Origin of the sequence: Paraburkholderia sartisoli (genome assembly GCF_900107685.1) — a bacterium.
GTDB lineage: Bacteria > Pseudomonadota > Gammaproteobacteria > Burkholderiales > Burkholderiaceae > Paraburkholderia > Paraburkholderia sartisoli.
In genome coordinates this window covers 14,981-28,081 of sequence record NZ_FNRQ01000009.1, presented here as the reverse complement: position 1 = coordinate 28,081, position 13,101 = coordinate 14,981, and the positions used below count along the sequence as shown (strand labels likewise).

Annotated in this window: 14 protein-coding genes; 5 read left to right on the top strand and 9 right to left on the bottom strand. The window is 63.5% G+C overall.

Going from position 1 to position 13,101, the window contains the following annotated elements:
* Positions 1–7: 7 nt before the first annotated feature.
* The gene (gene tssJ / locus BLV45_RS22915) at positions 8–526 is read left to right on the top strand and encodes a type VI secretion system lipoprotein TssJ (RefSeq protein ID WP_090536892.1); all 519 of its coding nucleotides are present in this window, start codon (positions 8–10) and stop codon (positions 524–526) included.
* Positions 527–645: 119 nt separating this feature from the next.
* Here the strand turns inward: tssJ and BLV45_RS22910 are convergent, their stop codons facing one another.
* Both BLV45_RS22910 and BLV45_RS22905 read right to left on the bottom strand, forming a co-directional pair.
* Positions 646–1,413, bottom strand: coding sequence for a bestrophin-like domain (locus BLV45_RS22910; protein ID WP_090536889.1), 768 nt, complete (start codon positions 1,411–1,413; stop codon positions 646–648).
* Positions 1,414–1,589: 176 nt separating this feature from the next.
* Positions 1,590–3,143, bottom strand: a complete 1,554-nt coding sequence (locus BLV45_RS22905) for a phospholipase D family protein (RefSeq protein ID WP_090536886.1) — start codon at positions 3,141–3,143, stop codon at positions 1,590–1,592.
* Between the two features lie 415 nt (positions 3,144–3,558).
* Here BLV45_RS22905 and BLV45_RS22900 point away from each other — a divergent pair, with 415 nt between their 5' ends.
* Positions 3,559–4,032 carry a YMGG-like glycine zipper-containing protein gene (locus BLV45_RS22900; protein WP_090536884.1) on the top strand — a complete coding sequence of 158 codons (474 nt, stop codon included), beginning with the start codon at positions 3,559–3,561 and terminating at the stop codon, positions 4,030–4,032.
* Positions 4,033–4,180: 148 nt separating this feature from the next.
* Here the strand turns inward: BLV45_RS22900 and BLV45_RS22895 are convergent, their stop codons facing one another.
* Genes BLV45_RS22895 through BLV45_RS27650 form a run of 3 tightly spaced genes read right to left on the bottom strand, consistent with a single transcriptional unit; the run spans position 4,181 to position 6,165 of the window.
* A complete protein-coding gene (locus BLV45_RS22895; RefSeq protein WP_090536882.1) occupies positions 4,181–4,783 on the bottom strand; it encodes a phosphatase PAP2 family protein in 603 nt (200 codons plus the stop codon).
* Between the two features lie 27 nt (positions 4,784–4,810).
* Positions 4,811–6,016 (bottom strand): MFS transporter, encoded by a 1,206-nt coding sequence (locus tag BLV45_RS22890; protein ID WP_090536880.1) that lies wholly within the window; start codon positions 6,014–6,016, stop codon positions 4,811–4,813.
* Complete coding sequence (locus tag BLV45_RS27650; RefSeq protein WP_176954233.1) at positions 6,013–6,165, bottom strand: hypothetical protein; 153 nt, start codon at positions 6,163–6,165, stop codon at positions 6,013–6,015. Before BLV45_RS27650 ends, BLV45_RS22890 begins: the two co-directional genes overlap by 4 nt.
* Positions 6,166–6,335: 170 nt before the next feature.
* Here BLV45_RS27650 and BLV45_RS22885 point away from each other — a divergent pair, with 170 nt between their 5' ends.
* Complete coding sequence (locus BLV45_RS22885) at positions 6,336–6,611, top strand: metal/formaldehyde-sensitive transcriptional repressor (RefSeq protein ID WP_090536878.1); 276 nt, start codon at positions 6,336–6,338, stop codon at positions 6,609–6,611.
* Between the two features lie 8 nt (positions 6,612–6,619).
* Positions 6,620–7,903 (top strand): CDF family Co(II)/Ni(II) efflux transporter DmeF, encoded by a 1,284-nt coding sequence (dmeF, locus tag BLV45_RS22880; protein WP_090536876.1) that lies wholly within the window; start codon positions 6,620–6,622, stop codon positions 7,901–7,903.
* Between the two features lie 85 nt (positions 7,904–7,988).
* Here the strand turns inward: dmeF and BLV45_RS22875 are convergent, their stop codons facing one another.
* Entirely contained in the window at positions 7,989–8,924 is a 936-nt protein-coding gene (locus BLV45_RS22875) for an RNA polymerase sigma-70 factor (RefSeq protein WP_090536874.1), read from the bottom strand.
* Between the two features lie 336 nt (positions 8,925–9,260).
* Between BLV45_RS22875 and BLV45_RS22870 the strand changes: the two genes are divergently transcribed.
* Positions 9,261–10,163 carry a DMT family transporter gene (locus BLV45_RS22870; protein WP_090536871.1) on the top strand — a complete coding sequence of 301 codons (903 nt, stop codon included), beginning with the start codon at positions 9,261–9,263 and terminating at the stop codon, positions 10,161–10,163.
* A 28-nt stretch (positions 10,164–10,191) separates the two neighbouring features.
* Here the strand turns inward: BLV45_RS22870 and kdgR are convergent, their stop codons facing one another.
* From kdgR to kduI, 3 genes are all read right to left on the bottom strand, one after another.
* On the bottom strand, positions 10,192–11,070 hold the full coding sequence (gene kdgR / locus BLV45_RS22865) for a DNA-binding transcriptional regulator KdgR (RefSeq protein WP_090537147.1): 879 nt from the start codon (positions 11,068–11,070) through the stop codon (positions 10,192–10,194).
* A gap of 104 nt (positions 11,071–11,174) precedes the next feature.
* Positions 11,175–11,930, bottom strand: coding sequence for a 2-dehydro-3-deoxy-D-gluconate 5-dehydrogenase KduD (gene kduD, locus BLV45_RS22860; protein WP_176954232.1), 756 nt, complete (start codon positions 11,928–11,930; stop codon positions 11,175–11,177).
* Positions 11,931–11,996: 66 nt separating this feature from the next.
* Positions 11,997–12,833 (bottom strand): 5-dehydro-4-deoxy-D-glucuronate isomerase, encoded by an 837-nt coding sequence (gene kduI / locus BLV45_RS22855; RefSeq protein WP_090536867.1) that lies wholly within the window; start codon positions 12,831–12,833, stop codon positions 11,997–11,999.
* Positions 12,834–13,101 lie beyond the last annotated feature (268 nt).

Genomic DNA, 13,101 nt, shown 5'->3' with positions numbered 1-13,101 from the left:
AGTATTGATGCCTCTTCGTTCCACCCTGATCCTCCTTGCCGCCAGTTTGCTGCTCGGCGCATGCGGCGCCTGGCAGGCCGTGTCGGACTCGACCGCGAGCGCATACCACGCGGTCTTCTTCAAGCAGGTGAAGGTGCTGAATGTCGACCTCACCGCACGCGCCTCGCTCAACCCCGACGAAGCGATGCGTTCGACTTCGGTCGCCGTGCGCGTATACCAGCTCAAGGATCGCAAACGCTTCGACGAGGCGTCGTACGACGATCTGCTGAAGAGCGACAAGACGCTCCTCGCGCAGGACATGCGGGCGAGCATCGGAACCGTGGTACACCCGGGAGCGTCCGCGAGCCTTTCGCAGCCGATGCAGCCCGACGCGGAATACGTGGGTATCGCCGTGTTCTATCGTGAGCCCGATCCGGACGGAAGCTGGCGTCGGGTGATTCCGAAGAAGAAGCTGTCGGCGGATGCGCCACTGAAGCTCGAACTGGCTGGTCGGGAGCTGGTCGCGCCAGGCGACGCGGCCAGATAACGCCGCGTGTGACTGTCAGGACTTCAAGCCTTTGGAACAGATCGGGCAGTGCCGCGATCTGCGCGGCCGGCTGCCCTCCAGCGCATGCAGGGCGGGTGCCAGACGTGCGGCCCCTAAAGCTAAGGTTTGGGAAGCGACTGTACGAGGCTGATGAGGTTCTGCGGCACGACGCGGATGATGCCGTTACGCGGGCTGTCGATATCGGCGATGAGCGTGATCGACAGCGAGACGACGAGCGGCATGACGAGCAGAAAGCGGGCCCTGGCCGTTTCGGTGCGCGAGCCGTAACCGACCAGCAGATTGGAGAACAGCCCGATACTGACCAGCAGCGCCCAGGCGGCAAAGGGCACACGGTTCCACCAGGCCGCCTGGGTGTAGCCTTGCGTGTTGATCACGTCGTTCATGCCGGCGACCGCAAGCGCCGTGACCGGATTCGGCTGGGCGGCGGCGCCAGTGCGCACGGCCGTCCACATATCGGCTTCGAGCTGCGTCGTGGTCGCGTCGATCTGCGCGAGTTGCTGTGGGTCGCGGGTCCGGTAGTTCTGGATACGCTGGTCCAGATACTTCAGCAGGAGCGCACGGGTTGCCGCCGCTTCCGAAGCCGGCAGCAGGTCGGCCCGCAGGAACTCAGTGCCAATCGCGTTCGCTTCTTCTTCCTCGTAGTTCTTGCGCTGGTCGTAACGTCCAACGGCCATCGAAAGGCTGAAGCCGATCACGAGCGCGAGTAGCGTCAGCGTCGCCGACTGGACGACACTGAAGTCGTCGCGTGACGCGTCATCGAGGGGCTTTTTGCCGCGCAGGACGGTGGCGCCGATCCACGCCGCGAGCGACATGAACACCATCGTGACCACGAAGAAAAACAGCGGGTGACTGACAAGTTGTTCCATGCACGGGTTCTCCTGAACACTGACCGGTTTCCGTCATCCGCCGGTCCGTGTCGACTACGCGACCTCACGACCACTCGGCTGCGGCGCCCGGGCAGTGTACCGGACGCACGTGCCGCCGGGAACGCGAACCGTACACGATATTGATCGTGAAGCAGTTTGACCGGCCCGGCCGTTGCCTACAGCTGCGATTCGATCGGCAGCAGGCCGAGGAACCAGATGCCAATGCGTTTCATGGTGGACACGTCGGGTTCGTCGAGTTCCTTCACCGTGCCGTCGGCCGCCGTATCGATCCACACGATCCGGCTCCTGCCGTTCGCATCCTTGCGTTCCTCGAGCCGCCACGCGATCTGGTCGAGCCTCGGCTGGAGTCCGTCCGCTACTTCTGCGGCGATGGCCTCGCTCTGGCAGTAGACGCCGATTTCGGTGTTGAGCGTGATGGAACGCGGGTCGAGATTCATCGAGCCGATGAAGATACTCTTTCTGTCGAACACGTAAGTCTTGGCGTGCAACGAAGCCTTCGACGATCCGAGTATCGATTTCTTCTTCGCTTTCGGGTCTTCGCTGGCGGCGGGTTTCAGTTCGTACAGATGCACGCCCGCGTCCAGCAGGTCCTTGCGGTAGCGCTGGTATCCGGCGTGTACCGCGGCGACATCGGTGGCCGCGAGCGAGTTGGTCAGGATCGTCACGCGCACGCCGCGCGCGGTCAGGGAGCGAATCCACTCGACGCCCTTCTTGCCGGGCACGAAGTACGGCGAGACGATCAGCATCTCCTTGTCCGGCGTGATGCTGAGCGCGTTGAACTGCGACAGCAGATGGCCTTCGGGATCGTCGGGCGAGCGGGTGATCTTGGCAGGGTCGTCGTAGAGCAGCGTCGCCTTGCCCCACGAAAACGTCACGCCGTGTGTAGCGGCCAGGTCGGCCAGACGCTGCTTCACCTGCATCACGTACGGCGAGTTTTCATGCGAGGCGACCGATGCCGACAGTTTCGTCCGGAAGTTAGCGAGCGCGTCGGGGCTGGCGGGATGACCGGTCAGCGATTCGATGGGATACGCGGCATCGGAATTCCAGAACTCGTCGAATGCCATGGATACCTTATGAACGACCGGTCCGAATGTCAGCACGTCGAGATCGCCAAACGATACGTCGTTCGATGCGCCGAAGTATTCGTCGCCGATATTGCGGCCGCCGAGAATCGCCGCCTGGTTGTCCGCGATGATCGCCTTGCTGTGCATGCGCCGGTTCACGCGCCTGAATTCGAGCGCGGAGCCGAGTGTCTTGAAAGTGCGGCTTGCCACCGGGTTGAAGAGCCGGACCTGCACGTTCGGATGCGAGGCGATGGCGAGCAGGACTTCGTCGTCCGCGCCGGTGCCGAGGTCGTCCAGCAGCACGCGCACCCGCACGCCCCGGTCAGCGGCCTTGAGGACGGCGCTCGCCAGTTCCTGTCCGGTCTGGTCGTTGTGCCAGATGTAGTACTGCAGGTCGAGTGTGCGATCGGCTTTTTCGGTAAGCGCGATGCGGGCGAGGAGCGCGTCGACGCCGGTCGACAGCAGATGAAACGCGCTTTCGCCCGGATGCTCCTGTGCCTGCGGCACGAGTACCGTGCCGAGACGCGTGGTGTTCGTGTCGTAGAGCGCGTGCGACTCCACGCGGGTGGACTGCGGCGGCAGGCCCACGCAGGCCGACAGCAGCGTGACAAGGAAAATTGCGAAGGTGGCGCGAAACGTCGTCATTGTCTGATTCTCCATCGTGCGGGCGGTACGGCTACGATCGCGTGTTGCGTGTTACACGTGCCGTATATCGGCCCGCCTCGCGTTGTCCTGTGCTTTTCGTGAGTCAAGGCATCAAGGCAGATTGCGCGTCGCCGTGCCCGAACGGGAAATATACGCGATGAACAAAGTGAAACCGTTCGTCGCGGTGATCGATGATGACGAAGCGCTGCCATGATCCTGTCATCGCAGAATGCGAGCGCGTGGCGATGGTCGGGAACTTGACAGATGGCAACGTGCGGCGACGACAGAACAGCGTGCTGTTGCGCAGGGAAACAAGAGGTGTGACCATAAGTGACCTGTGTAGCGCCCCGCGTGCAGGGATAAGGTCCGTGAAACGAACGGTCTTCGTCGAACACCTCTCGGGAAACCTCTCATCATGCAATATGCAAAGCGAATTTCAGCCTGCCTGATCCTTGGACTGCTGGCCTTCGATGCAGCCGCCCAGCAGCCCATCATCTATCCCGCGAAAGGACAAAACCCGCAACAGCAGAACAAGGACACGTCCGACTGTCAGCTCTGGGCGAAACAGAACACCGGTGTCGATCCTGTTGCGATCGCCCAGCATTCCGGGCAGCCCGCGCCGCCGCCGGCACAGGGCGGACGGGTGCGCGGCGCGGCAGGTGGCGCCGCGGGTGGAGCGGCGATCGGTGCGATCGCGGGTGATGCCGGCAAGGGGGCGGCGATTGGCGCTGTCACCGGCACGATGGCGGGCGGCATCCGGCAGCGTCGCAACAACCAGGCGGCGGCCGCGCAGCAGCAAGCCGGGCAGCAGCAGGTCAGCCAGGAGATGGCGACGTACAACCGGGCGGTGGGTGCGTGCATGACGGGGCGGGGCTACACGGTCCAGTAGCCGGAGGGATCGTCGGCTACCGAGCTTCAGAATGATGCGTACTGGGTGACCGTCATCACGGTCATCCAGTACGCATCACCGGTGGATTTCGAATTCACCGCGCGGACGCGGAGTCCGGTCAGCCGTCGTCAGTCGACGTTAGCAGCCGTCAGCTGCGCAGCCAGCCGCGGTGGATCGGCCACGCGAGAAGCTTGCGGTAAACCGCGACCGCCCATCCCGTCACGGCGCTGCCCGCGAGATGCCAGAGCGGCGCGATCAGCGCATAGGCCACGCAAGCCACTGCGGCGGCGCCGAGCATGTCCAGCGGAAAGTGAACGCCGACAAAAATCCGCGCCCACGCGACGGCCACCCCGGCCAGCACCGTGAGTCCGCCCAGCCGGCGCGCACCGCCCAGCAGCAACGTCAGGGCAATGCCAGAAAATACAGTCAGGTGATCGCTAGGAAACGAAGAATCCGGTGCATGCGGCAGGAACGTATGGCCCAGTCCGATCATGAATGGCCGCGGGTGCTGCCATACCATACCGATCAACTGATTTGCGCCAACGCCGAGCATCGCGACGAGGCATGCCCGGATGGCCAGCTCGCGCCGTGCTTCGTTGCCCCATAGCCACATGCAGGCCAGCAGTAGCGGAATCAGCCAGATCACGTCATCGGCGATCCGCGTGGCGATGCCGACCAGCCACGCTGGCGTCGTCGGCGTGCCGTTGATCACGAGAAAAAGCGCCTGGTTGAATGCTTCGAGTGTGTTCATTGCGGAGAAGTCGTTAAGGATGATCCATCAGGCACGCGACACGGCCTGTCGCGGCGCATACCAGCACAGCAGCAGCGGCACCACGACGAGCGCCGCGCCGGCGAGAAAGGTCGTCGAGGCGCCGAAGCGGTCCCACAGCCAGCCGGCCAGTGCGCTGGCGAGCAGCATGCACAGGCCGCAGGCCAGGTTGAATACGCCAAATGCGGTGCCGCGCAGCGCCGGGGGCGCTGTTTCGGACACCATCGCAGCGATGATTCCCTGTGTGAAACCCATGTGCAGGCCCCACACGGCGACACCAGCGAACACCGACATCACCGATTGCCCCATGCCGAGCAGCAGATCGGCCGCGATCAGCAGCACCATGCCGAGTGCCAGCAGAAGCCGGCGATCCAGCCGGTCTGACAGCACCCCGACCGGATAGGCCGACAGCGAATAGGCGAGGCTCATCACGACCATCACGCCGGGAATCCATGCGATATCCAGCCCGGTCTGCTGGGCGCGCAACACCAGAAAGGCCTCGCTGAAGCGAGCCAGCGTGAACGTCGCGCCGACGCCGACGATCAGCCAGTAGCCTGACGGGAATTCGCGCAGCGCCCGCCAGTGCAACGGCGAGCGGAAAGCGCGCCGGGCCGGTGCATGGTCTGATTCGTCGACGCCGAACATGATCAGGCCGATCGCAATGAAGGCCGGCACGACCGCGAACCAGAGGACCGTGCGAATGTGGTCCGCAAACCAGAACATCAGCACGATGGCGAGCGCGGGCCCAAGGAACGCGCCGACCGTATCCATTGACTGACGCAGCCCGAAACACGCGCCGCGGATTTCCGGCGGCGCCACGTCGGCGACCAGCGCATCGCGCGGGGCGCCGCGAATGCCCTTGCCGACCCGGTCGAGCAGGCGGGCCGAGACGACCCAGGCGGGTGTGGTTGCGAGCGGGAACAATGGCTTGGTCAGCGCTGCCAGCCCGTAGCCGAGCAGCAGCAGGCCCTTGCGCCGCCCGAGCCAGTCGCTGAGCGGCCCGGAGAACACCTTGACGATCAGCGCGGTCGCCTCCGCCGCGCCTTCGAGCACCCCGAGCGCGGCCACGCTCATGCCCATCGTGGTGACGAGGAAAATCGGCAGCAGCGCATGCACGAGTTCGGACGACAGGTCCATGAAGAGGCTCACGAAGCCGAGCGCCCAGACCGTGCGAGGAATGGCGATTCTGGTGGCGGAAGGTGTGTCGGAAGTCATGGGTTGTCACGGGTGGAGGGAGTCCGGTCGCGACACGTCTTCGCCCGCTGGCGAGCGGGGCACGCGTGTCGCCCGGTTTTGCCGGCTGCCGGATAGTTATACAGGTTGGTCGCGATGGCGGTGTCGTCTTCGGTAATCAATACTTTCATCGATTGTTTTCCATGCGAGCTCGCAGTCGCGCAAGAGGTTCATATTGTTGTGAAAACGACGACATGGTACCGCCAGGCTCGACATCCGCGCCCATGCGCCCGATACCCCTCCACCCTATGTGGAGTATACTCTCTATATATACTCCCCTACAGTATATTGGAGGTCATCGATGAGTCACACCATTCGCGAGAAACAGAAACTGCTCAACCGGGTTCGCCGTATCAAGGGACAGGTCGAGGCCATCGAGCGGGCGCTCGAACAGGAGCAGGGATGCGCGGACGTGCTCCAGCAGATCACAAGCTGTCGCGGGGCAATGAACGGGCTGCTGGCCGTCGTGCTCGAGGACCACATCCGGACTCATCTCACCGATGCGGACACCAACGAAGAGCCGGCCGGCAGCGCGACAGACCAGCTCATCGAAGTGGTCCATAGTTATTTCAAGTAGAGTAAAAAATGAGTGATTTCAAAGACGCCGCATTCGGCGCGGGACATGACCACATCTTTCTGGGTGCCGGCCATGAAAAGAACGAGCGCAAGACGTGGGCCGTGATTGCGCTGTGCAGCGCGATGATGCTGGTTGAAATCGTCGGTGGCGGTATGTTCGGCTCGCTGGCGCTCGTCGCGGACGGTCTGCATATGTCGACGCACGCCGGCGCAATGCTGATTGCGGCGCTGGCCTATACCTATGCGCGCAGGCATGCCACCGATTCCCGCTTCGTCTTCGGTACCGGCAAGCTCGGCGATCTCGCAGGATTCACGAGTGCCATCGTGCTCGCGATGATTGCGCTGCTGATTGGCTACGAGGCGGTGTCGCGTTTCCTGTCGCCGGTACCGATTCACTTTAGCGAAGCGATTCCGGTCGCTGTGGTCGGCCTGCTGGTTAACCTGGCAAGCGTGTGGCTTCTGAGCGGCAGCGACCATGGACACAGCCATGGGCATAGCCACGGACACGGTCATGGTCACGACGGCCATGCTCATGAAGACGAAGTGCAGAAGATTTTTGCGCCGTCCGGTGTGTTTGCCGTTTCCATCTTCGAGGATGGCGTGCCACCCGTTTTCCGCATTACGCCGGCGACGGCGGAGAAGGGCTCACGACTGGACGCATCGGCAGTCTCCATCACGACGATGCGACCCGATGGGACGCAACAGCTATTCGCGCTGGCGGACCGTGGCGGCTATCTGGAATCGAAGGAAGACATTCCTGAGCCGCACGCCTTCAAAGCCATCGTGCGGATGCCGGACGGCAAGCACGAAGTCGAATTCGAAGAACATGAGCACCACGACGACGCGCATGATGCAACGACCCGCGACCACAACATCAGGTCCGCGTACGTTCACGTGATAGCTGACGCGGCGGTCTCCGTGCTGGCCATCATCGGTCTCGTCATGGCGCGCGCGTTTGGCTGGCTCTGGATGGACCCGTTGGCGGGCGTCATCGGCGCGCTGGTGATTGCAAACTGGTCGTACGGGCTCATGCGGGACACGGGTGCAATTCTGCTCGACATGAGTTCCGACCGGCCCATGATAGAGAACGTGCGCCACGCCATCGAGGACCGCGGCGACACGGTTGTCGACCTGCATGTCTGGCGGGTGGGGCCCGGTCATATGAGCGCGGTCGTGTCGGTCGCGACCAGTGAGTCCCAGCGAGACTCGCGCTTCTATCATGCGGTGCTCGGGCGCTTCAAGGGGCTGTCGCATGTCACCGTTGAGGTGCAACCTTCACAAGCGGCGGCCTGACGCGTGCCAGTCAAGTCGCCGCGCATGGATGCCGGGCCTGGTGCCATTCAGTCGACAGCAAGATCGTGCGCGGGTCGAGTCGCCGCTACGGGGTGCGATGCAGACCATGCAGCGCATCGTGCTCGCGCTGGCCGCCGTTGAGATTGCCGCCCAGCGTCGCGGCAATGCGGGCTAGCTTGTCGGGGTTGCGCTGGACGTGAATACGCACGATCCGTTCGCCATCGGTTTCGAGTGCCTGCGCCGACTCCAGGACACCATCGATAAACCGCAGCAAACCCCACTGGCCGTTGAGCATGACCACTTCATATCGCACGGCGTTGGGGTAGCGAAGACGGGTGGCGAAATACAGTTGGGCGATGCGCTGGCCGCCCAGCATCGGCACGCCGAAGCTCGGCACCTTGCCACCGCCGTCGCCGATCAGTTGCGCATCGTCGGCGAGCATGGCCTTGAGCGCGGCGAATTCGCCGCGCACTGCCGCATCGGCAAATCCACGCAGCAGCCGTAACTGCGTTTCTCGTGCAACCATGTGTCGCGGACGTTCGTCGCGCACCTGCGTTTTCGCGCGATGCACGATCTGCCGGCAAGCCGCTTCGGATTTACCGAGCACCTCGGCGACCTCGTCGTATCCGGCATCGAACACTTCGCGCAGCAGGTAGGCCGCGCGCGCTTCCGGAGCGAGGCGTTCCAGCAACGTGAGGAAGGCCACGGAAACGTCGTCGGCATGCTCCAGTATCTGCTCGGGAGAGAGGGACGATTCTTCGAGAAGCGGCTCGGGCAGCCACATGCCGACATAGTGCTCGCGCTGAACTCTCGCCGCGCGGAGCCGGTCGATGGCCAGTCGCGTCGTCACCGAGACGAGCCAGGCTTCGGCGTTTTCCACGCGATCCTGCCGGGCTTCATGCCACCGGATCCACGCGTCCTGGACGACTTCCTCGGCTTCAGCCGAAGTGCCCAGCATACGGTAAGCAATGCCCTGAAGACGGCGGCGGAGGCGGTTGAAGGTGTCGGTTGCTTCGTTCATGGTTACCCCAGACGTTCGATACCCCTGTTTTGTGACAATGACGACACGTGAGAGTCATGGCGCTGCATCGCGGGCTTGATGGACAAGACCCGGCAGAACGCCGGGCCGCTGGCCGCAACGACAGTCTCAGTGTGCAGGAAAGGTCATTGTAATATCGCGTCTCACGGCGAAGGCAGCTGTTACTTTTCCGCCGGATGCTCGAAGCCGGCGCACCGCACGTCGGCCCGATTGCGCCTGGTTGACGTCGTTCAGCAGTCGACAGGTGCGTTCGTTGACGCTTCTGCTGCTCATGGCGCCTGTGAGATCATTCCGTGCCAACCATCGTCGCGTCACGACATGTCATCTCCCACGACCGCTTCCACCCGTTCTCTTCCGCTGAGCGCCATCGGCAACATACTTGCCTCGATGTTCTGCTTTGCCGTGGTGGATGCGCTGGCGAAGACGGTCGCGTTGCAATACCCGGCCAACGAAGTGACGTTTTTCCGGATGCTGTTCGGGCTGATTCCCGCCGTGGTGGTGTGCTGCACCGGACGTCTTTCGTGGTCGGAGCGACTCGCGAATCTCGACGTCAAGGGCCAGACGGTGCGGGCACTGACGCTGCTGGGCGCGTCAGGCCTCTTCTTTGCCGGGCTGCCCTACGTTCCGCTCGGCGAGGCCGTCGCGCTCGCGTATTCGGAGACGTTGATCGTGATCCTGCTCGCGCCGCTGATCCTGCACGAACGCATGACGCGCCGCGGCGTCGCGGCCGCGATTGCCGGCTTCTGCGGTGTGCTGCTGGTGGCGCGTCCGGCAGGCGGCCAGTCGAGCTGGCTCGGCCCGACGTTGCTTCTGATGAGCGCCTTCTTCGGCGCGCTGTCGATCGTGCAGATCAAGCGCATCCGTTCCACCGACGACCCCGAGACCATGGTGCTCTTTTTCACGCTGGTGGGGACGCTCGTGACCGGATGCACGCTCTTTTTCAGCTGGCGAAACGTATCGATGACGGCGTTGCTGACCATGGCGATTCTCGGCACCTTCGCGACCGCCGGGCAACTCCTGATGACCGTCGCATTTCGTCAGGCGGATGCCGGCAAACTCGCGCCCTACAACTACACGAGCATCGTGTGGGCAGCCGTATTCGGTTACGTCATATGGGATGAGACGATGCAGCCGCTGTCCCTCGTGGGAATCGCGCTGATCGTCGGTAGCGCGATTGCAGTCGCGGTGAGCAGAAAAGACCCCGAGGGTCCGCTTGCGTGACGTCGCCTTCATCGCGACATGATCCGTATCACCCCTGTTCGGCGGCCACCTGTTCCGGTGCGGTTGCATCGCGATAGCCGAGCCGCGTCGAGATCGCGAGTCCCGAACGTTGAAGCAGGGTCACGTAGTGCGACTTCGTGTCGGCGCCGCAGCGCATCGTCGGAAACGAAATCGAGAGGCCGGCGATCACGTGGCCGAAGCGGTCGAACACCGGCACAGCGAGACACCGAAGCCCTTCCTCCTGTTCTTCGTTGTCTTCGCCGTAGCCTTGCTCGCGGACATGCGGCAGGATGCTCAGCACGGCTTCGGCGGAGGAGAGCGTCTTGGGCGTCGACTTGCGGAACTCCACGTGCGAGAGCACTTCGCGCGCGTCGGCCGGGTCCATCCATGCAAGCAGCACTTTGCCGATCGCAGTGCTGTGCAGCGGATTGCGGCGGCCGATACGCGACTGCATGCGCAGTCCGTAGTCGGCGTCGATCTTGTGAATGTAGATGATGCTGTCTTCGTCGAACGCGCCAAGGTGGACCGCTTCGCGCGTGGCCTGCGCGATGCGGCGCATCTCGACATCGGCCTCGCGCACGAGATCGACACTCTCCAGCGCCTTCGCGCCGAGTTCGAAGAGACGGATCGTCAGCCGGTAACGCTCGGTCTCGACTTCCTGCGTCACGTAACCGAGCGCCTTCAGCGTTTGCATCACGCGATGCACCGTGGTCTTCGACATGCCGAGCCGCTGCGACAGTTCGCTGATGCCGGTCTGTCCGCTGTCGCCAATCGCCGCCAGAATCGCGAATACCCTGCCGATCGACGAGGCCGATTCGCCGCGGTCCTGGCCCACATCGCCGCTGCAACCGGCGATGTCCGCATCCTGTCCGTGCGTGGCGGCGGGTTCCCTGCGCTGTTTGCTCATCGTTGTCGTATCCGTCGTATTCATCATGTCCTGTCGATGCCAGGTGCGCGAGACATGCCGCGCGCCGTGACACGCACTGCCGCTGCTTATGCGTGACTGCGTGATTAGCGCGCAAGCCAGCCTCCGTCCACCGCGAGCGTATGGCCATGCACGTAGTCCGACGCCGGTGAGGCGAGGAACACGACCGGCCCCGCGAGATCGTCCGGCGCACCCCAGCGGCCCGCCGGAATCCGCGCAAGAATTTCGTCGTTGCGCTGGACGTCGCCACGCAGCGCCGCCGTGTTCGCCGTCGCCATGTAGCCGGGCGCGATCGCGTTCACGTTGATGCCGTGCGACGCCCATTCGTTCGCGAGAAGCCGCGTGAGACCGAGTACGCCGCTTTTCGACGCCGTGTAGGACGCCACGCGTATGCCGCCCTGAAACGACAGCATCGACGCAACGTTGATGATCTTGCCCCCGCGCTGCTGCTTCACGAACTGCCGGGCGACAGCCTGCGACAGAAAGAATACGCTCTTCAGATTCACGTCCATGACCGCGTCCCAGTCGTCCTCGGTGAAGGCGAGGGCGTCTTCGCGGCGGATGATACCCGCATTGTTCACGAGCACATCGACGCGGCCGAACGCTTCGATTGCCACGCGCACGATGTCGTCGACGGGTGCCGTTGACGCGAGGTCGGCCCGCACGTCCGCGAAGCGCCGTCCGGTTGCTTCGACACGTGCCGGCGTGTCGCCCGCACCCGCGCGGCTCACGCCGACGATGTCGCAGCCGGCTGCCGCCAGCGCGACGGCCATGCCCGCGCCGAGCCCCGTGTTGCTGCCGGTGACGATGGCGACCTTGCCGCCGAGATCGAAGGTTTTCACTGCGTAAGCCCCTGTTATGCCGGTGTGGTGTGTGTGTTTAGTCTGGCCCGGGAAACGGGCCGGCTGTCAGCGCAGGTCCTTCACGGCGACGTGATCCATATCGCCGAACACCTGGTTTTCGCCGACCATGCCCCAGATGAACGTGTAGGCCCGCGTGCCGACGCCCGAGTGAATCGACCAGCTGGGCGAAATCACGGCCTGCTCGTTATGCACGACAATGTGCCGCGTCTCGCCCGGCTCGCCCATCATGTGGAAGACGGCCGCATCGTCAGCGATGTTGAAATAGAAATACACCTCCATGCGGCGCTCGTGCGTGTGGCACGGCATCGTGTTCCAGAGGTTGCCCGGTTCGAGTTTCGTCATGCCCATCGAGAGCTGGCAGGTAGGCAGCACCTCCGGGACGATGAACTTGTAGATCGTGCGGCGATTGCTCGTGGCCGGATCGCCGAGCGTCTGCGGCGACGCCTGCGCGAGCGAAACCGTGCGGGTCGGATACGACACGTGTGCCGGTGCGCAGTTCAGGTAGAACTTCGCGGGGCGCGCGGCGTCTTCACTGCCGAACGCGATCGACTGCGCGCCCTTGCCGATGTAGATCGCCTCTTCGTTGCGAACGGGATAACGCGTGCCGTCCACATCGACCCAGCCGTCGCCGCCGATGTTGATCGCGCCAAGTTCGCGGCGCTCAAGCAGATAACCGACGCCGATCGCCTTGCCAAGCGAACCCGGGACTTCGACCGCGCGCGTGGCGGGCAGCACGCCGCCCACGATGATGCGGTCGATATGGCTGTAAGTGAGCTTCAGCGTGTCGGGCTCGAACACCTCGCCGACGAGAAACTCCCTGCGCAATCCGGCCGTATCCAGTGTCTTCGCGTACTCGCTGTTGATGCTCTGTCTCACTTCCATTGTTCGTCTCCGTGGTGTCTTGCTCTGGTCCCATGCACGATGGTTGCTGCCGGTCTGGGCGCCGTCCCGCCGCGCCGGACCAGGCGAGACTGTAGCGCATATCCATTTTTCGGAACATTGGTCCGAAAATATTGCACGGTCACGCTGCGACTGACAAGGCCATCGTGTGGCTTTCGGGTAAACGATTACCTTCAACCTCTAAATAAACGGAACAGCGTTCCTTTTAGCGATGCTATATTGCGCCGAAAGGGAGCAGGCCGTCACATGA